General features: G+C 62.5%; 22 protein-coding genes. 7 read left to right on the top strand and 15 right to left on the bottom strand.

What is annotated here, in order from left to right; genetic code table 11:
- Window positions 1-19 precede the first annotated feature (19 nt).
- The 4 genes from JGZ97_RS11420 to JGZ97_RS11405 are packed head-to-tail and all read right to left on the bottom strand — an operon-like array spanning window position 20 to window position 6,082.
- Window positions 20-1,168, bottom strand: a complete 1,149-nt coding sequence (locus JGZ97_RS11420; RefSeq protein WP_207062756.1) for an ABC transporter permease — start codon at window positions 1,166-1,168, stop codon at window positions 20-22.
- Window positions 1,165-2,163 (bottom strand): ABC transporter permease, encoded by a 999-nt coding sequence (locus tag JGZ97_RS11415; protein ID WP_207062755.1) that lies wholly within the window; start codon window positions 2,161-2,163, stop codon window positions 1,165-1,167. The genes JGZ97_RS11420 and JGZ97_RS11415 overlap by 4 nt, the downstream gene beginning before the upstream one ends.
- Window positions 2,163-4,169 (bottom strand): ABC transporter substrate-binding protein, encoded by a 2,007-nt coding sequence (locus tag JGZ97_RS11410; protein ID WP_207062754.1) that lies wholly within the window; start codon window positions 4,167-4,169, stop codon window positions 2,163-2,165. Before JGZ97_RS11410 ends, JGZ97_RS11415 begins: the two co-directional genes overlap by 1 nt.
- On the bottom strand, window positions 4,166-6,082 hold the full coding sequence (locus JGZ97_RS11405; protein ID WP_370584047.1) for an ABC transporter ATP-binding protein: 1,917 nt from the start codon (window positions 6,080-6,082) through the stop codon (window positions 4,166-4,168). Before JGZ97_RS11405 ends, JGZ97_RS11410 begins: the two co-directional genes overlap by 4 nt.
- 161 nt (window positions 6,083-6,243) lie before the next feature.
- On the opposite strand from JGZ97_RS11405, the gene JGZ97_RS11400 reads away from it, so the two are divergent.
- Together JGZ97_RS11400 and JGZ97_RS11395 are read left to right on the top strand one after the other, a co-directional pair.
- Window positions 6,244-6,774 (top strand): hypothetical protein, encoded by a 531-nt coding sequence (locus JGZ97_RS11400; RefSeq protein WP_207062753.1) that lies wholly within the window; start codon window positions 6,244-6,246, stop codon window positions 6,772-6,774.
- Between the two features lie 9 nt (window positions 6,775-6,783).
- On the top strand, window positions 6,784-8,574 hold the full coding sequence (locus JGZ97_RS11395) for an adenylate/guanylate cyclase domain-containing protein (RefSeq protein WP_207062752.1): 1,791 nt from the start codon (window positions 6,784-6,786) through the stop codon (window positions 8,572-8,574).
- Between the two features lie 15 nt (window positions 8,575-8,589).
- Here the strand turns inward: JGZ97_RS11395 and tal are convergent, their stop codons facing one another.
- Both tal and dusA read right to left on the bottom strand, forming a co-directional pair.
- Entirely contained in the window at window positions 8,590-9,543 is a 954-nt protein-coding gene (gene tal, locus JGZ97_RS11390; protein WP_207062751.1) for a transaldolase, read from the bottom strand.
- A gap of 16 nt (window positions 9,544-9,559) precedes the next feature.
- Window positions 9,560-10,576, bottom strand: a complete 1,017-nt coding sequence (gene dusA / locus JGZ97_RS11385) for a tRNA dihydrouridine(20/20a) synthase DusA (protein ID WP_207062750.1) — start codon at window positions 10,574-10,576, stop codon at window positions 9,560-9,562.
- Window positions 10,577-10,751: 175 nt separating this feature from the next.
- Here dusA and JGZ97_RS11380 point away from each other — a divergent pair, with 175 nt between their 5' ends.
- Window positions 10,752-11,120: a hypothetical protein gene (locus tag JGZ97_RS11380; protein ID WP_207062749.1), complete on the top strand. Its 369-nt coding sequence runs from the start codon at window positions 10,752-10,754 to the stop codon at window positions 11,118-11,120.
- Window positions 11,121-11,144: 24 nt separating this feature from the next.
- Here JGZ97_RS11380 and JGZ97_RS11375 read toward each other — a convergent pair whose 3' ends face one another.
- Window positions 11,145-11,876, bottom strand: a complete 732-nt coding sequence (locus tag JGZ97_RS11375) for a glutathione peroxidase (protein ID WP_207062748.1) — start codon at window positions 11,874-11,876, stop codon at window positions 11,145-11,147.
- 213 nt (window positions 11,877-12,089) lie between these two features.
- Between JGZ97_RS11375 and pdxH the strand changes: the two genes are divergently transcribed.
- Window positions 12,090-12,737: a pyridoxamine 5'-phosphate oxidase gene (gene pdxH / locus JGZ97_RS11370; RefSeq protein ID WP_207062747.1), complete on the top strand. Its 648-nt coding sequence runs from the start codon at window positions 12,090-12,092 to the stop codon at window positions 12,735-12,737.
- A 10-nt stretch (window positions 12,738-12,747) separates the two neighbouring features.
- On the top strand, window positions 12,748-13,425 hold the full coding sequence (locus JGZ97_RS11365; protein WP_207062746.1) for an alpha/beta hydrolase: 678 nt from the start codon (window positions 12,748-12,750) through the stop codon (window positions 13,423-13,425).
- A 49-nt stretch (window positions 13,426-13,474) separates the two neighbouring features.
- Here JGZ97_RS11365 and JGZ97_RS11360 read toward each other — a convergent pair whose 3' ends face one another.
- The 6 genes from JGZ97_RS11360 to JGZ97_RS11335 form a co-directional block, all read right to left on the bottom strand.
- The gene (locus JGZ97_RS11360; RefSeq protein WP_207062745.1) at window positions 13,475-13,684 is read right to left on the bottom strand and encodes a cold-shock protein; all 210 of its coding nucleotides are present in this window, start codon (window positions 13,682-13,684) and stop codon (window positions 13,475-13,477) included.
- Window positions 13,685-13,817: 133 nt separating this feature from the next.
- Window positions 13,818-14,444, bottom strand: a complete 627-nt coding sequence (locus JGZ97_RS11355) for a LysE family translocator (RefSeq protein WP_370584046.1) — start codon at window positions 14,442-14,444, stop codon at window positions 13,818-13,820.
- Window positions 14,445-14,451: 7 nt separating this feature from the next.
- Window positions 14,452-14,901 carry a YtoQ family protein gene (locus tag JGZ97_RS11350; RefSeq protein ID WP_207062743.1) on the bottom strand — a complete coding sequence of 150 codons (450 nt, stop codon included), beginning with the start codon at window positions 14,899-14,901 and terminating at the stop codon, window positions 14,452-14,454.
- Between the two features lie 30 nt (window positions 14,902-14,931).
- Window positions 14,932-15,771 (bottom strand): S1 RNA-binding domain-containing protein, encoded by an 840-nt coding sequence (locus JGZ97_RS11345; protein ID WP_207062742.1) that lies wholly within the window; start codon window positions 15,769-15,771, stop codon window positions 14,932-14,934.
- 83 nt (window positions 15,772-15,854) lie between these two features.
- A complete protein-coding gene (locus JGZ97_RS11340; protein ID WP_207062741.1) occupies window positions 15,855-16,235 on the bottom strand; it encodes a bacteriohemerythrin in 381 nt (126 codons plus the stop codon).
- A gap of 111 nt (window positions 16,236-16,346) precedes the next feature.
- Complete coding sequence (locus tag JGZ97_RS11335; RefSeq protein WP_207062740.1) at window positions 16,347-17,234, bottom strand: LysR family transcriptional regulator; 888 nt, start codon at window positions 17,232-17,234, stop codon at window positions 16,347-16,349.
- Between the two features lie 160 nt (window positions 17,235-17,394).
- Between JGZ97_RS11335 and JGZ97_RS11330 the strand changes: the two genes are divergently transcribed.
- Window positions 17,395-18,168 carry a ferredoxin--NADP reductase gene (locus tag JGZ97_RS11330; protein ID WP_207062739.1) on the top strand — a complete coding sequence of 258 codons (774 nt, stop codon included), beginning with the start codon at window positions 17,395-17,397 and terminating at the stop codon, window positions 18,166-18,168.
- Between the two features lie 52 nt (window positions 18,169-18,220).
- On the opposite strand, the gene JGZ97_RS11325 is transcribed toward JGZ97_RS11330, so the two are convergent.
- Window positions 18,221-19,639 (bottom strand): FAD-binding oxidoreductase, encoded by a 1,419-nt coding sequence (locus JGZ97_RS11325; protein ID WP_207062738.1) that lies wholly within the window; start codon window positions 19,637-19,639, stop codon window positions 18,221-18,223.
- 495 nt (window positions 19,640-20,134) lie between these two features.
- Here JGZ97_RS11325 and JGZ97_RS11320 point away from each other — a divergent pair, with 495 nt between their 5' ends.
- Window positions 20,135-20,986, top strand: coding sequence for a hypothetical protein (locus JGZ97_RS11320; RefSeq protein ID WP_207062737.1), 852 nt, complete (start codon window positions 20,135-20,137; stop codon window positions 20,984-20,986).
- Between the two features lie 367 nt (window positions 20,987-21,353).
- Here the strand turns inward: JGZ97_RS11320 and JGZ97_RS11315 are convergent, their stop codons facing one another.
- Window positions 21,354-22,160 (bottom strand): CsiV family protein, encoded by an 807-nt coding sequence (locus tag JGZ97_RS11315; RefSeq protein ID WP_207062736.1) that lies wholly within the window; start codon window positions 22,158-22,160, stop codon window positions 21,354-21,356.
- Window positions 22,161-22,163 lie beyond the last annotated feature (3 nt).

The following is a 22,163-nucleotide window of genomic DNA, read 5'->3' as shown; positions in this document are numbered from 1 at the left end:
CGCCTTTCACCATGCCCGGTTAATGCTTGTAGGGGTCGGCGGCGTCGCGCAGGCCGTCGCCGAAGAAGTTGAAGGCCAGAATGATAATAATGACCGGGACCACCGGCAGCATCAGCCAGGGGTAGACGGCCACCACGTTGATGTTCTGTGCTTCGTTGAGCAGCACGCCCCAGCTGGTGATCGGGGGGCGTAGCCCCAGGCCCAGGAAGCTCAGGGCGGTTTCGCCCAGAATCATCGCCGGGATCGACAGGGTCGCCGAGGCGATCAGGTGGCTGAAAAAGCCCGGCAGCAGGTGGCGGCCAATGATCCGCCCGGGGCGCGCACCCATCAGTTGGGCCGCGGTGCAGTAGTCTTCCTCGCGCAGGGCCAGCAGTTTTGAGCGCACCGCCCGCGCCAGCCCCGTCCAGTCCAGCAGGGCCAGGATCAGGGTGATACCGAAGAAGATCCAGATCGGGCTCCAGGTCACCGGCAGAATCGCGGAGAGTGCCATCCACAGCGGCAGTTCGGGGAAGGAGCGGATTACCTCCGTCAGGCGCTGCACCGAGGCGTCCACCCAGCCGCCGTAATAGCCGGCCAGCCCCCCCAGCAGTATGCCCAGCACGAAGCTGAGGCTGATGCCCACCAGGCCGATGGTAATGGAGATACGTGCCCCGTAGATAATCCGTGAGAACATGTCCCGGCCCAGCCGGTCGGTGCCGAACAAAAACACTTTGGCCCCCTCGGGCGCGCAGAACAGGTGCAGATCGGCCTCCCACAGCCCCCAGAACCGGTAGGGATCGCCTGCGCAGAAAAATTGCAGGGGATAGACCCGGCTGGTGTCCTCGCTGTATTCGCGCAGCAGTTTGTCCATGTTCAGGGTGTGGTCCCAGCCGTAGACGAAGGGGCCGACGAAGCGTCCCTCGTGCATGAAATGCACCGGCTGCGGGGGCGAATAGATGTAATCGGTGTGCCGCGTGCTCAGGGCGTAGGGGGCCAGGAATTCGCAGATCAGGATGGAGGCGTACATGAACAGCAGCAGCACGCCGCAGAACAACGCCAGGCGGTGCTGCTTGAAACGCCACCACATCAACCGCCACTGGGAGGCCATGTAGTACTTTTCCTGCTCGGGGCTCATCCGCTCGATGCGGTGCGGATCGAAAGGGGCGGGATTGACGTAATGCTCGCTCATCGGCTGGCCCCCCCCTGCAGGCGGATGCGCGGGTCCAGCAGCGCCAGGGCGATATCCGATACCAGCACCCCGACCACCGTCAGAATGGCCAGAAACATCAGGAAAGAGCCGGCCAGGTACATATCCTGGCTCTGCAGGGCGGCGATTAGAATCGGGCCGGTGGTGGGCAGCGAGAGCACCACGGCGACGATCTCCGCGCCGGAGATGATGCTGGGCAGCATATTGCCGATATCGGCGATAAAGAAGTTGAGGGCCACCCGCAGCGGGTACTTGCAGAGCAGTTTGAACGGCGGTACGCCCTTGGCCCGGGCGGTGACCACGTAGGGCTTGTGCAGCTCATCGAGCAGGTTGGCGCGCAGGCGGCGGATCATGGCGGCGGTGCCCGAGGTGCCGATCACCACCACCGGAATCCACAGGTGCTCCAGCACCGACTTGAACTTCGCCCAGCTCCAGTCGGCCTCCAGGTACTGCGGATCCATCAGGCCGCCGATGGAGGTGCCGAAGGTGACGTTGGCGAAGTAGAGCATCACCAGGGCCAGCAGGAAATTGGGTGTCGCCAGACCCAGGAAGCCGATTAAGGTGAGGCCGTAGTCGCCCCAGCTGTACTGGTGGGTGGCGGAGTACATGCCGATGGGAAAGGCCACCATCCAGGTAAAGAGGATGGTGCAGATGGAGATCAGGGTGGTGAGAAAGACCCGGTCCCCCACCACTTCGGTGACCGGCAGGCCGTACTCGAAGGAGTAACCGAAGTCTCCGTGCAGCATGCCGGTGGCCCAGGTCCAGTACTGCTGAAGGAAGGGCTCGTCCAGGCCGTACTGCTCGCGCAGCATGCGTATCTGCTGGGGATCGACCCACTCTCCCTGGCTCTCCAGCTCGGCGATGTAGGTTTCCAGGTAGTCGCCGGGGGGCAGTTGAATGATCACGAAGATGATGAAACTGATCACCACCAGGGTGGGAATCATGATCAGCAGGCGGCGGAGGATATAGGGGCCCATCAGCGCACCTCCCCGGACTTGCGCTCATCGGCGTCGGGGCTCAGCCACAACCGGTCCATGCGGTAAACGCCGAAGTAGGCATTGGGCTCCCAGTTCCAGAGCCCCTCCTCGGGTACGTTGTTAAGGTCGCGATCCACCACCACCGGCTGCAGCACCTTGGCCACGGTGCCGATGGTGTAGACCTGCTGGGACCAGATCTCCAGCATCCCGTGCCAGGCCGCCAGCCGGGTTTCGCGGTCGGTGGCGCTGCGCCACTGCAGGTAAAGCGCCAGCAGCTGCTGGGCCTCGGGCAGGTCCGGCGGCTGCTCCTGCCCGGTTTCGTAATGTTTGCCCCACTTGGGCCACTGCAGCTGGTCCTGCTGGGTGGGCGCCAGCTGGCGGGGGTCCATGTCGGCGGAGGCGATGGCGTTGGGCAGGCCGGTCCAGACCGCCATCAGGGTTTCGCCGGCGTAGATGCGGTTGCGGAACACCTCGCGCTCGGAGGGCTTGGTGTGGAGTTTGATGCCGATGTCGGCCCAGGTATCGCGGATCAGCTCCAGTACATCCGTCTCCTCGGTGCTCTCACCGGCGGTCTGGACGATGATCTCCATGGGACGCCCGTCGGGCAGCAGGCGCAGCCCCCGGTGGTCGCGCTCAGTCAGTCCCAGCTCGTCGAGCAGGGCGTTGGCCCGCTGCGGGTCGTACTCGGCCCAGCGCTCGCGCAGCTCGGGCTTGTAGAGAGGGGACTCGGGGATCAGGTTGTCGGCGCCTTCCAGGGCCAGCCCGAAGTAGATCACCTCGTTGATCTCGTGGCGGTTAACCGCCAGCGAGAGGGCGCGACGAAAGCGTACGTCCCGCACCAGCTTGCGCCAGGTCTCATCGAGCACGTTCAGGTTGGGGTAGAGGGCCACTCGCGATCCCCGGGAGGTGCGCCAGAGCAGGGTGCGAAAGTCGTTGCGCTTCTCCCCCTCACGCAGGAAAGTGTAGTTGTCCAGACGCAGGTATCGGCCCTGCAGGTCGGACTCGCCGGCCCCGGTCTTGGCCGGCACCAGCTTGCTGCTGGCGACGTCCATGATGACCTGATCGATATAGGGCAGCTGCACGCCGTTGGCATCCACCCGGTGATAGTAGGGATTGCGCTTGAAGACAAAACGCTCGGCGGGGTACTCGGTGACGGCCATCCACGGCTGCAGGGTGGGCATCTCCGGGTTGTCGTTCTTGTACTGGTGATCCTTGCGCATGTGCAGTGCCGCCCAGCTGCGCCCGCGGGTTTTGGCGTTGCGCACCAGTTCCTCAAGCGTGTCCGGATCCTGGTAAGCGACGTGAAACTGCTTCAGGAAGTGGGCGGGACGGTAGATATAAAGCGGGCTGGGGCCGGCCAGGGCGAGCAGGAACACCGGGTTGGGGGCCTTCCATGTGTAGCGCACGGTGTACTTGTCCAGCACCTCAAACCGGGGCGGCTCGCCATCCACCGTCATTCGGGTTGGCGGGCCGAAGGCGGAGAGCTCCTTGTTGTTGGCCACGTCCTCCCAGTAATAGCGAAAGTCCTCGGCGGTGAAGGGGTGACCGTCGGACCAGCGGTGGCCGGGGCGCAGGTGCAGGGTGAAGATGCGTCCTTCCTCCACCTCGTAGGCGGCGAGGATGTCCGGCTGCAGTTCCAGGCGCTGGTTGAAGCCCACCAGGCGCGCATAGCCGTAGACCACCATCTGCCGCACATCCCGGGCCTTGCCCATCAACAGGTGGATGCTTCCCCCCGGCTGACCCGGGGTAAAGCCGGACATGGCGTCGACATAGGGGGTCTCGGGTAACCGTTCCGCGACCGGCGGTAGCTCGCCTGCATCAACCGCCGCCTGTAATGCCGGCGATTCCTTCACCCTCAGCGATTCCTTCAACCCCGGCGTTGCTTGCGACACCGACGACTCGCGCGGCATCGACGGTTCCGGCAACGGCTGCGCGGCAACCCTGTCGCCGGCGACGGCCAGCAGCAGGGGCAGGGCGAGGGCCTGCAGGCGCGGCCAGCGCGTCATGAGGTCAGGCTCCGGAGGGGATCGCCCTGCGGGGTGATGCGGACCAGGTGCCGGGGCTCGATCTCCATGAACTCGCTGGGTTGGTCCGGGTGGCGGCGAAAGGGCGGCTCCCAGCGGCTGGGTTCGTTGTGACGCCCCTCTTCCAGCAGCGCGAAGTCCAGGGGGCGGTCGAGGTCCGGGTAGGGGACAGCCGCCAGCAGCGCCCGGGTATAGGGGTGACGGGGGTTGCGAAAGATCTGCTCACGCTGCCCCACCTCCACCAGCTCTCCCCGGCACATGACGCCAATACGTTCGGCGACGTAATCGACCACCGCCAAATTGTGGGAGATGAACAGGTAGGTCAGCCCCAGCTCTTTTTGCAGGTCTTTCAGAAGGTTGAGAATCTGCGCCTGGACCGAGACATCTAGGGCCGATACCGGCTCGTCAAAGATCACCAGCTCCGGCTCCAGGGCCAGGGCGCGGGCGATACTGATGCGCTGGCGCTGGCCGCCGGAGAAACTGTGGGGGTAACGGTTGAGAAAACGGGGATCGAGGCCCACCAGGGCCATCAGCTCCTTGGCCCGCTCCTGCTGTTCGGCCTGGCTTCCCAGGCCATGGATGGCCAGGGGCTCGCAGAGGATGTTCAGCACGGTCATGCGGGGGTTGAGGGCGCTGTAGGGGTCCTGGAACACCACCTGCATCTTGGGTCGAAAAGCCCTTAGCTGCTCGGGGTTGAGGCCGAGCAGATCCACCATGCGCCCGTGGTCGTTGTAGGTGATCGTCCCGTTGTCGGGGGTGACCGCCCGCATCAGCATCTTGCTGAGGGTGGTCTTACCGCAGCCGCTTTCGCCCACCAGGCCGAAACATTCCCCACAGGCGATGTCCAGATCCACGTTCTCCACTGCAGGATTGGCCGCCTGCGGGCGGGTGCCGAACCAGCTGCCATCCCGCTGGGTGAAGCGCTTGCTCAGGCCGCGGATGCGCAGGTGCGGGCCGGCGGCCTTTTGCTCCTCGGTCCAGGGGGCGCGCAGGCGGCTGAAATGCTCGAAGTCGTGGCTGATCTCCCGGATCGGGCGCAGCCGCTCGCCTGCCTGCATATCGAAGTGGGGGACCGCACTGAAAAGGGCCTTGAGGTAGGGGTGCTGGGGGGCGCGGAACAGCGCTGTTGCCGAACCCCGTTCGGTGACCTCCCCGTGATACATCACCACCACGGAGTCGGCCATGTTGGCGACCACCCCCAGGTCGTGGGTGATCAGCAGCACCGCCATGCCCAGCTCCTTCTGCAGGGATTTGATCAGCTGCAGAATTTGGGCCTGCACGGTAACGTCGAGCGCGGTGGTGGGCTCATCGGCGATCAGCAGTGAAGGGTGACAGATCAGGGCCATGGCGATCATCGCCCGCTGTCGCAACCCCCCCGACAACTCAAAGGGGTAGGCGTTGATCGCCTCCCCCGGATTGGGAAAACCTACCAGGCGCAGCATTTCGATGGTGGCGCGGGTCGCCTCTCTGCGGTCGACATCCCGGTGCAGGAGCATGGCTTCGCGGATCTGGTTGCCGATGCTGTGCATGGGCGAGAGCGATACCATTGGCTCCTGGAAAATCAGGGATATGCGGTTGCCACGAATATGGAACATCTCGTCGCTGTCGGGGTCCAGCTGAGCGATATCCACCGTCTTGCCCCCCTCGGGGGTAAACAGTATTTCGCCGGCGGAGATCTGTGCGGCCTTGGGAAGGATGCCCATGATGGCCTGGGAGCTGACGGTTTTTCCAGAGCCAGACTCGCCCACCAGCGCCAGGGTCTCTCCTGGCATCAGGCGAAAGGAGAGATCCCGGATCGCAGGTACCCGGGTGCCGTGGACATGAAAATCCACCGCCAGGCGGTTGACCTCCAGTAAGGGTTTGATCGCCTCACCTCCTGCGGCAACAGATGGCACGGCAGGCCCCTGAATTCAAGCCCGCCTATAAACCATAATTCAAGGTCACCATTATGCAAGGATGGATAGGTGGAACATTTTGAAAATATTGGGCTTTCTGTTGCCTTGCAGCATTCTGTGAGGGCCACCTACAATAAGAGTTAAACGCTGGAGGGGTAGGCATGATCTATCGCCCGTTGCTGCTGGCCGTGTTGCTGATCCCGATGCTGGTGCGAGCGGACGAGCTTCCCGTGGCGGCATTTTTTGGTGACTACATCGGCCATCTCACCATGGAGGACGGCATCGAGCGGGACCTGAGCGTCTCCATCGCGCCCGCGGACGGGGATGACCGCTTTTCGGTGAAGTGGACGACGGTCACCCACAAGGCTGATGGCAGGCTGAAGCGCGCGGTTTACCGAATAAAGTTCGTGCCCACCGACCGCGAGCACATCTACGCCTCGGCGATGAAAACCAACGTTTTTGGTCGCCAGGTGCCGCTTGATCCCATGCAGGGAGACCCCTTCGTTTGGGCCCGCATTAAGGGGGCGACCCTGACGGTACACGCCTTGCTGATCACCGATGACGGTGGCTACGAAATGCAGACCTACCACCGTACCCTCAATGACAAAGGGTTGGTGCTGGAGTTTATCCGCAAGGACAGCCACGAGGACATTCGTCACCTTCAAGCCCAGTTGACCCGCATCGCCGGTTAGCCCGCGTCGATGACGTCCAGAAAAATCGCCTTTAGCCGACTTTTGATGGCCGGGTTTGGTCTGACCCTGTTGCTTGGCCTGGGAATCTCGCTCTATTTGGGTGTTTCCGGTGCGGAAAAGAACACCCGCAGCCTGCTGTCGAGGCTGGTCCAGAACACCATGGACACTCTGGTGGGCGAACTCCGGGGCCAGTTGGAGCCGGTTGAAGGGCAGCTGCGCTACCTGGCCGACTACCTGGCAGAGCAGCCGCATATTCAGCACGATACCAAGGCGCTGAAGTACCTGCTGGCGGGGGCCCTGGCGCCGACACCGCAGGTGCTGGGTATTGGCTTTTTCGACCTGGACCGGCGTATGACGTACGTTGAACGGGGCGGGGAGGTGGGGTTTGCGGCGCTGTGGCAAGAGCGACCGGGACGTCGCCTCGACCCCTACCTCAAGTCGCTGCCCACGGGGCTGATTTGGCTGCAGCCGACCTGGAGTGCGCGGCTGGGGCATCAGGTCGTGCCAGTGTTGATGCCGGTCGGGGGGGAGGCACGGCCAGCGGGTTTGCTGGTGGCGGCGATCACGATTGAGGCGTTATCAGCGTTTCTTCAGCAGCTGGCGACCCGGGAGGGACTCGAGCTGTTTCTCCTGTACGGCAGGGACGCAGTGCTTTCACAGACCGGGCCGGTGGATGATGGCGCGCGAACGGCCAGCTTCGGCGACGCCCTTCCGCAATTGACGGAGGTGGGCAACCCGGCGCTGAGTCACCTCTGGAGCGCCCAGAGCCGCCCCGTCGACTGGTTGTCGTTGCAGGATGTGAAGGGCCACCGGCTCCGTATCGAGGGCATCACCCACTTCTATTTTTACCGGGAACTGGCGGGTTACGCAGATGTGCCCTGGTTGCTTGGAGGCTACCTGAAGCAGGTTGCGATGCCCGATGAGATCCGACGTCTGCTGATGATGGCCGGGGCGGGCCTTGTGCTGATCCTGGCGGGCCTGGGGGGCGTGGCCTGGCTTAGCCGCCGGATCGGCGCCAGCGTCACGCGCATACAGGCCGGCTTCGAGGCTATCGGCAACGGGAAGCTGGCACAGGCCAGACCGTTGGCTGCAAGCCGAATACGAGAGCTGGACAGGCTGGCCCGGGCGTTCAACCAGATGTTGAAGGGGTTGCGGGAAAACGAGCGGGTGAGGCGACTCCTGGGGCAATATGTTCCGGCTCAAGTGGCGCGAGAGCTGATGCAGCACGAAGGGACGCTGGCGGCGAAGCAGACCCGGGCCACCATCCTCTTCTGTGATCTGGAGGGCTTTACGGCGTTGTCCGAGCAGCTGGAACCGGCCGCCATTGTCACCCTGCTGAATGGGTATTTCTCCGCGGCGGTGGCGGCGATTGAGGCCGAGGGCGGTTTAGTGACGCAGTTTCAGGGGGACGCCATCCTGGCGATTTTCAATGTCCCGCAGCCGCTGCCGGACCATGCTCAACGCGCTCTGGCGGCAGCGTTGGCGATTCAGCGGCTCACGGACGAGCGGCTCTTTGAAGGCCACCGGTTGCGCTGCCGGGTCGGCATCAATACCGGCGAGGTGGTGGCCGGAAGTGTTGGCGCCGAGGATCGTCTCAGCTATACGGTGCACGGCGATGCCGTCAACCTGGCGGCCCGCCTGGAGGCGCTGAACAAGGAGTGGAGAACGCGGATCCTGCTTTCCGAGGCCAGTGCGCAGGCCATCGGTGGCAGCGTGTTGCGGGTTGTCGGCGAAGTGGCTGTGCGGGGGCGCCGTCAACGGGAGCGGCTCTATACCCCGGTTGCGTTGCAACCGGGGTAAGGGGCGGTGGGGCGCTTAGAGCTGCTGCAGCAGGCTCTCGAGCCGGCGTTGGTCGGCGGTGAAGTTGCGTATGCCCTCGGCCAGCTTCTCGGTGGCCATGGCGTCCTCGTTCATTGCCCAGCGGAAGGCGGTTTCGTCGAGGCTCAGGCGTTCCTGGGCGGGGCCGGTATCGGCTGCGGACAGCTTGCGCACCAGCAGCCCCTCGGTGGCGGCCAGTTCGTCCAGCAGGGCGGGGCTGATGGTCAGGCGGTCGCAGCCGGCCAGCTCCAGGATCTCTCCGCTGTTACGGAAGCTCGCGCCCATGACCACGGTGTCGTAGCCGTGCTGCTTGTAGTAGTTGTAGATGCGGGTGACGGAGAGAACGCCCGGATCCTCCGGGGCACGGAACCCTTCCTTACCGGTCTTCTGCTTGTGCCAGTCCAGGATGCGGCCGACAAAGGGCGAGATCAGAAACACCCCGGCTTCGGCGCAGGCCACCGCCTGGGCAAAGCCGAACAGGAGGGTCAGGTTGCAGCGGATGCCTTCCTGCTCAAGAACGCGGGCGGCCTGAATGCCCTCCCAGGTGGAGGCGATCTTGATCAGCACCCGCTCGCTGCCGATTCCGGCCTCTTTGTACAGGCTGATCAGGCGTCGCGCGCGGTGGATGGTGCCCTGGGTGTCAAAAGAGAGGCGCGCGTCCACCTCGGTGGAGATCTTGCCGGGGATTACCTTGAGAATCTCCTTGCCGAAGTTGACCGCCAACCGATCGGCCATGAGGCCAAGGCGCTCCGCCTCGTCGACCTGCTGGGCACCGGCCCACTCCCGTGCATCCTGGATCAGGTGCGCGTACTCGGGCAATTGGGCCGCCTTGAGCAGCAGGGACGGGTTGGTGGTGGCGTCCTCCGGGGCGAACTGGCGAATGGACTCGAACTCGCCGGTGTCGGCGACCACGGTGGTCATCTCTTTCAATTGTTGCAGCAGGTTGGCCATAAACGGGTGCTCTCGGTCAGGCGGCGTCGGTGACGCGGGGGTTAATCAGGGCGGCGGCTTCTTTCAGCACGTTGAGACCGGCCCCATCCTTGAAGGCGTTTTCACTGATATGCCGGCGGAAACGACGGGCGCCGGGCTGGCCCTGAAACAGACAGAGAATGTGGCGGGCGATCCAGCTCAGGCGGGCTCCCTCGGCCAGCTGGGCCTCAATGTAGGGGTACAGATCTTCCAGCACCTGCTGGCGGCTCGGGGGCTCGTGGGTAGCGCCGTAAATATCGCGATCTACCTCAGCCAGCAGGTAGGGGTTCTGGTAGGCTTCGCGCCCGATCATTACGCCGTCCACCTGTTCCAGATGGACACGGGCCTCATTCAGGGTCTTGATCCCGCCGTTGATCACGATCTCCAGCTCGGGGAAGTCCTCCTTGAGCCGGTAGACGGTGTCATAGCGCAAGGGGGGAACGTCGCGGTTCTCCTTCGGACTCAGACCCTGCAGAAAGGCCTTGCGAGCGTGGACGATAAAGGTGGTGCAGCCACTGTTGGCAACGGTAGCGACGAAGCGGTGCAGCAGTTCGTAACTGTCCAGGTTGTCGATGCCGATACGGTGCTTGACGGTCACCGGAATCGTGGTCGCTTCCTTCATGGCGGCGACACAATCAGCGACCAGCTGGGGTTCGGCCATCAGGCAGGCGCCGAAGCGGCCGTTCTGTACCCGGTCGCTGGGACAGCCGACGTTGAGGTTGACTTCACTGTAGCCCCAGCGCTCGGCCATGGTGGCGCACTGAGCTAGTGCGGCGGGATCGCTGCCCCCCAGCTGCAGGGCTACCGGCTGCTCGAACGGGTCAAAGCGCAGAAAACGGTCCGGCTCGGCGTGCAGGAGGGCGCCGGTGGTCACCATCTCGGTGTAGAGCACGGCGCGGCGGCTCAGCAGGCGGTGGAAGTAACGGCAGTGGCGGTCTGTCCAGTCCAGCATCGGTGCCACGCACAGGCGGCGGTCGAGGTCGTATGGCTGAGGGTGGTTCGTGTCCGGGGTCATAAAGTCGACAGCGGGCTCCAAGGCGGCGCGGGTGAAAGTATCGAGCGGCTAGTTTAGCCCAGATGGACTGCGATTATACACTAACGCCTGCCCGCCGGCGTGGGCGCATCGCATGGGGTGTGGCCAGCGGTATGTTAGAGTGGTGCTCTTGCACCGGTCGTTGCGGAGGTTATGCATGTCAAAGCGCGTGTTCTTCACGGTATGGGTTTTATCTGCGGCGTTAGCTCAGGCCGCGCCGCCGCCCGGCCATCCCTCCACCGATCAGGCCGCCAAGGCCCTGGGGGTGCCCACCGATCAACCGTTGTTGTTTGAAGGCCGGGTGCTCGAGGCCATCGACAGCAACAGCTACACCTATATCCAGGTTCAGGTGAGTGCGGACGAGCAGCTGTGGCTGGCGGCGCCGAGGCTCGCGCTGGCCCCGGGGGCTGTGATCCGCTTCGGCCGGGGCACCCTGATGCAGAACTTTTACAGCAAAAAGCTCAAGCGCCAATTTTCGCAGGTCCTCTTTGTTGACCGGGTGGCAATCAAAAGGCCGGGGCCCTGAGGCGCCGACCTTTTGGGTGGGCATTTAGCTGCCCAGGTAGGCTTCAAGCTCGTCGGCGCCGCCAATGTGCTTGCCGTCGAAGTAGATCTGCGGCACGGTCTGGCGGCCGGTCACCGCTTTCAGCCCGCGATGATTGACGTCGCGACCCAGCTGGATCTCCTCGTAGGTGATTCCGTGCGCCTCCAGCAGATTCTTGGCCCGGGCGCAGTGACCGCAGCCGGGACGGGCGAACAGGGTTACCGGCGCGGTCTCCTTGGCCTCGGGGTTAAGGTATTTCAGCATGGTGTCGGCATCGGAGACCTGGAAGGGGTCGCCGGACTGCTCGTTCTCGATGAACATTTTCTCCACCACGCCATCGCGCACCAGCATCGAGTAGCGCCGGGAGCGCATGCCGAACCCCAGTTCACGCTTGTCCATCAGCATCCCCATGCCCTCGCTGAACTCACCGTTACCGTCGGCCAGGAAGGTGATGTGGTCCACCTTCTGATCGGCTTTCCAGGCATTCATTACGAAGGCATCGTTAACCGACAGGCAGTAAATCTCGTCTACACCGTTCTGTTTAAACTGCTCAGCCAGTTCGCTATAGCGGGGCAGGTGGCTGGAGGAACAGGTGGGTGTGAAAGCGCCGGGCAGGGCGAAAAGCACCACGGTTTTACCTTTGAAAAGCGCGTCGCTGCTGCGGTCAACCCACTGGTCGGCTTCGCGGAAGCGGAAGGTGACCTGGGGGACAGGCTGCTGCTCTTTGGTCTGGGTCATGGTTGTCTCCGGTTAGTGAGTTGGCGTTAAGCGTTGGTAACAGTGTAAGTAGCGAATCGCGCGTGTGGAAATTAATAGTTGCAAAGCTATCGATACATTTTAACTATCAACTACCAAGGGCTTCATTGATTCCACCTCTCGCGGTCCCTATAGTGACCCGGCGCAAGCTGGCATATGCTTGCCGGGAGCACGATCGAAAAAGGCGAGGTAGAAATGGCTGATCCGCGGGACTTGAAGGCATTGCGCCGGGAATACATTGCCGAGGGGCTGACCTGGGAGCACCTGGACCCTGACCCTTTTATCCAGTTCCAGCGCTGGATGGAGGAAGCGCTGACCGTTGATCCCGGTGACGCTTCCTCCATGGTGCTGGCCACGTCGACCAAAGACGGCTGCCCCTCGGCCCGGGTGGTATTGCTCAAGCACTACGATGAAAAGGGGTTTTGCTGGTACACCGATTATCGCAGCCAGAAGGGGCAAGAGCTGAGCGAAAACCCCCAGGCCGAGCTGCTGTTCTACTGGCGGGCGCTGGAGAGGCAGGTGCGTATCTGGGGGCGGGTCGAGCGGCTGGAGCGGGAGGCCGCCGAGGCCTATTTTGCCAGCCGCCCCCTGGGCAGCCAACTCAGCGCCGCGGCCTCCCAGCAGAGCGCGGTGGTCCAGAGCCGTGAGGCGCTGGAAGCGCAGGTGGCCCGGCTGGCCGAGGCCTGCGACGGCCAAGCGGTTCCCTGTCCTGCCCAGTGGGGCGGCTACCGGCTGGTTCCCGAGCGCTTTGAGTTCTGGCAGGGGCGGAAAAACCGCCTCCACGACCGCATGGTCTACGGCCTGGAGTTTGACGGCTGGCGCATTGTACGGCTGGCCCCCTGAGGAGAACGGCATGTTGGATAAGGTGGAGCTCAACCCGGAAAACAAGGCCGAGTGGGCGGTGGTGTGGCTGCACGGTCTGGGAGCGGACGGAAATGATTTCGTCCCTGCGGTACCGGAGCTGCGGTTGCCGGCGGATGCGTCGGTAAAATTTGTTTTCCCCCATGCGCCGGTGCGTCCGGTGACCGTCAATGGCGGCATGCCCATGCGGGCCTGGTACGACATCCTGGCGATGGGGGAGATCCGCGAGGTGAATGAAGCCCACCTGGGTGAGGCCCGCACGCAGCTTTTTGACCTGCTGGACGGCTTGAACGAAGAAGGCATACCCGACCCGCGCATCGTGCTGATCGGATTCTCCCAAGGTGGCGCTTTGGGCTACCACGGCGTGATTGACGGCCAGCGCGCGGTAGCCGGGCTCGCCTGTCTCTCCACGTATCGTATCGGCGACACTGCATCCGCCACCGCCGACACCAACCTGCCCATTTTTGTCGCCCACGGTGACTGGGATCCGGTGGTGCCGCAGGCTCTGGGACGGGCTGGATTTGAGTCACTCTGCCGGGAAGGCTATCGGCCCTCGTGGCACAGTTACCCCATGGAGCATCAGGTCTGCATCGAGGAGTTACGGGATCTGGGGCAGTGGCTCAAGAGCCGGGTGGGTATCGGGGAGGAAGACCAGGCGTTCGGGAAATAGAGGTAGTTAGAGAGCGGGCTGCGGCGGCTGCCGCAGCCCGTGGGTCCGCTCAGACAGCGGAAACGTCTTCGGCCTGAAGCCCCTTGGGCGTCTGGATCACGCCGTATTCGACTTGTTGGCCCTCGACCAGGCTGCGGTGTCCCTCGCCGCGGATCTGGCGGTAGTGAACGAACACGTCCTCCCCTCCCGTCCGCTTGATGAACCCAAACCCTTTGGCGTCATTGAACCATTTGACCGTGCCGGTTTCCCTTTCAGACATCGCTTTACACCTTTTTGTTATTAGAAAAAGCCATCAAATAATAGAGGGAATTTTCAACCATTCCCAGCTTTTTTCTTCCTGTCAACTGAAAAATACGCTTATAAGTTGTTGATAATAATCAACGCGTGCAATTTCACAGGCGGGTGAGTGCGAGCTTGAAGCCAAAAAATACCAGGGTGGCGCCGGTGATCCCTTCGAAGCTGCGGCGAATTTTTTCGCGCTGGAACCAGTGTCCAAGCCGGCCCAACATCACTGCCAGCAGCCCCAGCCACAGGAAACTCATCCCGAAGTGAACGCCGGCCAGGTAGAAGCTCTGGGAGAGCGGCGGGCGGGCAGGATCGACAAACTGGGGCAGAAACGCCAGGTAAAAAACGGCTGTTTTGGGGTTCAGCAAATTGGACAGGAGTCCTTCGATCAGGGCGCGACCGGCGCCGGTGCTTGCGGGGGAGGGGGATCGTTCCGACGCGGGGTCCCGGTGGCGGGCGCTGCGCAGGCTGGAGACGCCCAGCCAGACCAGGTAGCAGGCACCGAGCAGTTTCAGGGTGGTGAAGGCCCAGGCTGATTGCAGCAGCAGGCTGATGCCCAAGGCCGAGAGGGTAGCGTGGCCGAACAGGCCCGAGCAGATGCCCAGGCTGGTCAACAGGCCATCCCGCCAGCCCCCCCGTTGCGTGTTGCGGATCACCAGCAGGGTGTCGACCCCGGGACTCAGCGTCAGCAGGATGAGGGGGACCAGAAAGGCCCAGGGGACGGCCGTTTCCACCGCCGGTTCAGCTGAGCAGGTAGCCGAGAATTTCCACCACCTGCTCCGGGGTTCGCGCCGTGGCCTGGGCGGCGGCGTCGACTTCCTTGAGCGCGTGGTCATGCTCGCTATCGTGCAGGGTGATCAGGGGCTTGCCCAGGGCTGCGGCGTAACCGGCGTCAAAGGCCGCGTTCCACTGCTTGTACTTGGGGCCAAAGCGAACCACCACCAGGTCGGCATCGCGGATCAGCTTGCCGGTGCGAATGGCGTTGATGCCGGCGCCCTTGCGGTCGCGCCAGTAAGGATCGCTTTCCTCACCGAGAATTCTGACGCCGCAGAGATCGCTGCTTTCATGATCGGTGACCGGTGCGGTGAAGCGGACCTGCAAGCCCAGGTTACGGGCGCCTTCGACAATACGTTGGCGCCAGTCACTGTGAATTTCTCCGCTCAGGTAGAGGGTCCAGGTCGTTGTGCTCATGGGCGGCTCCGTCGAAATTGTCAGGGGCGACTAGGATAGGTCGGGATTCAGGCGAATGCCATCGGATTCCAGACTGATCCGGCGTTGCCGGTACAGGACACCGAGCGCGGACTTGAACTGTTTCTTGCTGGTGTCGAAGCGCTGGCGGATTTCGGCGGGATCGCTGCGGTCGTTGCAGGGCAGGTAACCGCCGGCCTCCTCCAGGGCCTCGATAATGGTCTCGGTAAGCTGCTTCACCTCGGCGAACCCGGGTTGTCGCAGAACCAGATCCAGCTTGCCGTCCGGTCGCTGCCGCTTGATGTAACCGCTTAAAGACTGCCCCGTGTGCAGGGGGCGCTGCACGTCGGAATGGTGGATCAGCCCCCAGTGGCGGTGATTGACGATGGCTTTGTAACCCAGTTCCGTGCGCTGGGCGATGATCAGGTCAACCGGCTGGTGGGCGTGGTAACGGGGCGGGGTTTGATCGAGATAACGGTTCCAGCGCATCGATGCCGCGAGGCGGTTGCTGTTGTCCAGGTAGATGCGCACCAGGCAGTGCCCGCCCGCCTCGACGCGGCCTTTCTGTTCGGCGAAGGGCAGCAGCAGGTCCTTGGACAGGCCCCAGCCGAGAAAAGCCCCCACCGGTCCTTTGGAAACCACCGGCAGGTAGGCGAACTCGCCCACCTGGGCCGCCGGCCGTTCGGTGGTGGCGATGGGACAGTCCTCGGAGTCCAGGTAGATGAACACCTCGAGCTGGTCGCCGACCTGGGTGCCGGCCGGTACGTAGCGCTGGGGCAGCAGTACTTCGCCAAGTGGGCCTGCATCCAGGTAGAGGCCGAAAGCCCGCTCCTTGACCACGGGCAGGGTGTTGAAAGTGCCGATGGACGTCATGGCCGGGAATCTCCGTCGCGTGAAGGAAAAGCGGCGAGTTTAGCGGTTGCTGGCGTTGAGGGATAGGGCTGAGTGTATCCGCTTCAGCCGTTGCGAGCGAACTCGGCGATTTTCATGTCCTCTTCCAGGATGTGGTGCTTGATCCAGCCAAAGAGAAACTGGCGAAAGCCTGCGTAATCGACCCGGCCGTCGACGTAGTCCCGAAAGAAGTCGTGAAAGCGCTCTCCGAGCTGCGTATGGCGGCTCAGGTGTTCGCGGTAGTCGGGGTAGCCGAGGGTACGCATCCAGTGCTCTTCGGCCTCAAAATGCGCGAAGCAGTACTCGAGCAGGTGCTCAATAAGGTCGTGAAACTCGGGCGCGTCGATGGAGGGAAGGTGGTTGATGCGCTTGATCAACTCCTGGTGCTGCTGGTCGATCTCGCGGTTGCCCACCGATAATGCCGGGGACCAAGCAAATACTGACATCTTTATACTCGTCCGTGGGTAAGATAAGGCCTTGATTATGCTGGTGCAGCAATTTCAGTCTAGGTAAAAGCCGGGGCCTAATCCACTTTTTAGTGGGCTTTTGGCCCCGGACTAGGTGCCGTAGTCGCTCTGGCACAGCTCCAGCCAGCGCAGAATACCCTCGCTGCGGTACTTTTTGCGGTGAAGAATCAGGTAAAGCTGGCGAGTGAAGTCCCGGTGCGGCACCGCCAGGGCGACCAGCTCGCCGCGCGCCAACTCGTCGGCGACGCAGATCCGCGACAGGCAGGAAAGGCCAAAGCCCGACTCCACCGCGTGCTTGATTGCTTCGGTGTGTTGCAGCTCCATCCGCACTTCGAGCTTTGGCAGCAACCCTTGCATGGCGCGCTCGAACGCCTGGCGGGTGCCGGAGCCGGGCTCGCGCAACAGCCACCGGCACGTGGTCAGTTGCTCGTCGGTGACCTTTTGGCAGGCGGCGAGGGGGTGCCCGGGTGGGGCCACCACCACCAGCTCGTCGGCCCGCCAGGGCAACACTTCCAGTTGTGGGTGGGTCACCTCGCCCTCGATCAGCCCCACATCCAGTTCAAAGCCGACGACGCCGGCAACGATATCCCGGGTATTGGCCACCGCGAGGTCCACCTCGGCGTCGGGGTTCTCCTCCATAAAGCGGGCCATGATATCCACCGCCAGGTAGTTGCCGATGCTCAGGGTGGCGCCGAGGTTGAGGTGCCCGATGTCAGCGTGGCGACGCAACGCCCGTTCCAGCTCCTGCGCCTGCGCCAGCAGGGCTTCGGCCCGGGGGCGAATCAGGCGGCCGAGCTCGTTGAGCTGCAAGCGCTTGCCGACACGGTCGAACAGCTGGACCTCGAACTGGCTCTCCAGCTCCCGCAGGGCTCCGCTGGCCGCCGACTGGGACATGGCCAGCTTCTCGGCAGCGCGGGTGATGTTCTCCTGCTGGGCGGCTTCCACAAAAACCTCCAGCTGGCGCAGGCTGTACTTCATAATCGGTAAAACCGTTAACGATAATTAAAATTACCTGTTTTGCTCGTAGTTTAAGTGGGAGCTAAAGTTGTCACAAGGCATAAGGCTGATGCGCGCTATAGCGCACAGGCATAAGCTCAGAAAATTCAGTTCGTCACACCACCGTAATTCGAGGGCCGTCATGACCGCATTGATCAAAGAGCAGGTATTAAGGGTTCACCACTGGACGGACGACCTGTTCAGCTTCTCCACCACCCGCTCTCCCTCCTTTCGCTTTAAGAACGGCCACTTCACCATGATCGGCCTCGAGTCGGATGGGCGTCCGCTGCTGCGCGCCTACAGCATCGCCAGCGCCAATTACGAGGATGAACTGGAGTTTTTCAGCATCAAGGTGGCCGACGGCCCCCTGACCTCGAAGCTGCAGAACATCAAACCCGGTGACCAGATTCTGGTCAGCCGCAAGCCTACCGGAACGCTGGTGCAGGACCACCTGCTGCCCGGTCGCAACCTTTACCTGATCAGCACCGGCACGGGGCTGGCGCCTTTTATCAGCATTATCAAGGACCCCGAGGTGTACGAGCAGTTCGACCGGGTGATCCTGACCCACGGTTGCCGCTATGTTTCTGAGTTGGCTTACCAAGACCTGATCACGCGGGAACTGCCGGAGAATGAGTTTTTTGGCGATCTCGTGCGCGACAAACTGCTCTACTACCCCACCGTCACTCGCGAACCCTACATCAACCAGGGGCGGCTCACCGACCTGATGCGCAGCGGCAAGCTGGCGGCGGATCTCGGCCTGCCCCCGCTGAACACCGAACACGATCGTTTTATGATCTGCGGCAGCCCCAGCATGCTCAAGGAGAGTTGTGACATCCTCGACGGGATGGGGTTTGAGGAGGCCCGCCACAGCGACCTCGGGCACTACGTGATCGAGCGGGCGTTCGTCGAGCGCTAGCGGGGCAGAAGGTGTCGCAAGCAGCCGGTGCCCGACACCTTCTGGGCAATCATTACCCGGGCGTGATGTTCTGATTGACCCGGAAAAAGTTATCGGGATCGTAGGTGGCCTTGACCCGGGAGAGGCGATCGTAATTGACCCCGTAGGCGCCCGCTACCCGGTCTTCCCCTTCACTGATGAAATTCACGTAGACCCCCCCGGTGGCGAAGGGCTGGGTCGCGGCGAAAAACTCACGGGCCCAGCTGACGCAGCCGTCGTCATCGGTGGCATCCTCCCAGCGTGTATGCACGTTCATCACAAACTCCACGTCCCGGTGTGGATACGCCGTTGCATCCGTCGCGACACGGTTGATCGCGCCGCCCACCTGAGCCACGAATATTTCCGACTGAGGGCTGGGGAGGCGGGCACCATAATCGACCAGGCAATCGATCAGTTCATCGCTGAGCTGGGTAAAGTTGTGCGACTTCCAGTAATTGCGGGCACCGGGGGTTAGGAGTGGATCAAAGGCCTGTTGAAAGCCGACAAAGGGGTGGGGTGCAAAGCCGTCTGCAATGGGCTGACCCAGGTTGCGTAACTCCGCCAGCGCTTTTTTTCCGGCCGCCATGTCGCCGTTGTAGAGGGCGACCAAAATCAGCACCCGCTGGCCGTGCACCTCTTCGGCGAGAAAAGGCAGGGGCGGCGCGTCGCGAATAACCGCCCACACCGTCAGCTCGTCCGGGCAGCCGGCGCAGAATGCGCGGTAGGCGCCGAGAATGTGTTTGGCCTGATCAAAGGGGAAGACGATGGGGCCTGACATCACCTCGGGGCCAACGGGGTGCAGCTGGTACTCAAAGGCGGTGACGATGCCAAAGTTGCCGCCGCCGCCGCGGATTGCCCAGAACAGGTCGTCATGATGGCTGGCATCACACTTGATGCGCTCACCGGCGGCGGTAACGACCTCCGCGCCGACCAGGTTATCAATGGTCAGGCCACAGCTGCGGCTGAGCCAGCCGAACCCGCCGCCCAGGGTCAGACCACCGATACCGGTGGTTGAGTTGATCCCCACCGGCACCGCCAGGCCGTACGCCTGGGTTTCATGATCGACATCTCCCAGCGTTGCCCCGGGACCCGCCACCGCGGTGCGCCCTTCGGGATCGACCCGAACCGAAGTCATCGCGCTCAAATCGATCAGTATCGCCCCGTCTTGCAGCGACATACCACCGATATTGTGACCGGCTCCGCGGACGGAGGCGAGCAACCGATGCTGGCGGGCAAACTTGACCGCTCCCATGACATCCGCGGTCCCGCTGCAACGCACGATGATCGAGGGCTTGCGGCTGATCATCGCGTTCCAGATCTGGCGGGTGTCGTCGTAGTTTGGATCACCGGGAAAAATGAGTTCGCCTCGGACCCTGCCGCGTAAATCGTCGAGTGCCGCTTCATCCAGTTGTCGGGTTTCGCCGTCAAGCGTCAGCGCTTTAACGTCAGACATGATCTGTCCCTCAGGTGGGGCGCACGCCCTTGGCCGGTACTAAGCTTGCCGGTGATAGATCGACCCAGAAAAGGCGACGGATAGGGATGCTGCAAACACGTGCTTCAGGGCGATATATCGAAATGGCTCATTGAATCTGGCATCTAAGCAATGCGCGGGTGGGTGATATTTGGCATTTTTCTGCGTTGTCAGTGGGCCTGAGTATAGACCAGCCGGGAACAAGACCCGGCCCGATGTGTTTTGAGGCCTGAGGTGCAGCGGTGCCCGGTTCAGCCGCTCCAAGCGGCGTATCAATGAAGCAAAGCCCAGCATAGTAAGACTGGTTAGGACGATAAGGGAAACGGTGGATCTGCCTCACGCGCTCCCTTCGAAGCTGGCGCAGACGTCGGCTCCGGTGAGCGGCGATATTGGCCACTGACTCTGCGGGTTGACGGGAGTCATGCGGCTGACTATCCGTGGTGGGTTCATTGCGCCTGGTTTAGAAGGGGGGGCTAATTGAGAAAACCGGCTTTTCATCGGCTGCTCACCGTGGTGGGCACAGCGATTCTGCTGGGTGCGTGGATTCTGGAGCATTACTGGGTCGCCCACTGGATGAGCTTGCAAGACAAGTTCGAGCGTGCCCGGGAAACGGTGCTTCAAATCGAGATACACGAAGGTGTCGCTGCCGCGATGCATCAGTATACCGCCAACCTCGAGCCCTTTAATCAGCTGATTCTGACCACGCGGGAGCTGTCTTATTTCGTTGAGTCGTTTGACCAGCTTGCGGCCGGGCTGGAGGCAAGCCGGGATATGATGGGCGTGGAAGTGGCGCTCCCGAGGGCCGAGGATGTCAAGCAGGTGATTGGGCTTACCTTGGTCGAGGCGTTTCCCGGGCAAGCCGACGCGATTCTGGACGGAACCAGCGATATTGATTTGACGGCATCGCAAATTCGGGTCGCGGGAGAGCTCGTCAATCTCGTCAACAATTGGTCAAAAGCACAGCAAATGTACCAGGCGGTAGCTTCCCTTTTTGAAACAACCCTCAGCCGACTGCGGCGAAATGTCTCCAATGCAGAGGAGGTCCCCGGCGGCGAGCCTTTCGCGGAGCGATTCAAGCAGCTGAGTGAAGAGGTGGCCGCCAGTCGGGAGCGATTCTTCCAAACCGGGGTTCTTCTGGAATCAGGCGCTCGTTTTACCGAGGAAGCGAACAGGCTGCGGCTGGAGTACGCCACCTTTTTGCGGTCGAGAAGTAAGGAGCTTGTGGCCAGGAAAACCCGATATAAAAGCTGGCACCGCATGCTGTACCTGCTGGGCTCAGTCTTACTGCTTGCCGGAATGGTACTGCCAAAGGAAAGCAGGGGCCCTTAACGGTAACGGCCTGATCTGATTGTTTAATATTTTTGCTGCTTGCGGGTGGTAGGGCCAGGAACAAGCGTTGCTGTGCTTTGAGTGTTGATGGGCTGCGCTCACCCGCCAGGGTCCGACTCTTTCCTGCTACGGCGAGCGGGCAAAAAAAAGCCCGCCAGGCGGCGGGCAAAAAGATGATGAGGATAAAACAACGTCCCGAAGGGAACTTCGCTGTCACCGAGCGGCGGGCTGGTCGGCGCTCAAAGAGTTTTGCTTACCAACCCGCTGTGTAACAGGAGTGAGGCAATATTAGACGTTGGTCGTATGTCCTGCAAACGACCCTTTTTCAGCATAATGATGAAAAAAACTCACCAAAATTGGCCTTGGGTTATTGAGGCGGCTGGCCGGTCAGGGCCGGGCTTTCCACCGGAATAGGCAGCTGGACGGCCGGCTCGCTGGCGGGCGAGGTCGCCTGGGGTGGCTCCCAGGGGCTTAGCTTTACCATCAGCCCAAACATCGGATGATCAAGATAATGCAACTGACCGCTGCGCATGCGGCGTTCCTGCTTTAGGTTGACGCTTAGCAGGCGTGGCGCGGGATCCACGGTGGCAAGCCCCAGGGTTGAGACTTCCGGTGCCGGTGTGCTCGGACTGGGGGTGGCCGCGGAGGCTGGCGGCATCAAGGGTGATTGCCAGTCGGCGGGCACGGCCTGGGTAAAATAAAGGTCGGTGCGCAAATGCAGGTAGCGGGCGATGTCCAAGCGGATTTCGCCTTCGAGCTCATAAAGTCCCTCGGCCAGTGCCTGCCCCCCCCGGATTCGAATGGGACGGCTCTCTTCACGCGGGAGCAGGGGCTGGCGCCAGCTGCCGCGGAACAGGGGGCGATAGCCGCCGCGTCTGAACTGGCTGGGGTCCAGCGGCAGGTCGTGGCTGGCTGCGTCCAGGAGTCGAAAGGCGCCCTGCGCGTAGAGCCGGGCGTCCTGTTCGCTGTCGCTGGCAACCAGGTTGATCGCATCCTGGCTGTGGCGCGGGAGAACGGTTTCGCTCCAGAACTCGCTGTCCAAGGCGCTCGTTGGCTGGGTGAAGATGAACAGCTCCACCTGGTACCAGGGGGGCGGGTCTGTCTGCTCCTGGGCGTTAACGGAGGCGGCCAAACCCAGGGTGAGCAACAGGCAGAGGAGGCGGATGGGGCGCATTGG

The organism is Motiliproteus sp. SC1-56 (assembly GCF_017309075.1).
GTDB lineage: Bacteria > Pseudomonadota > Gammaproteobacteria > Pseudomonadales > Balneatricaceae > Motiliproteus.
This window is presented reverse-complemented; position numbering and strand designations above follow the sequence as displayed.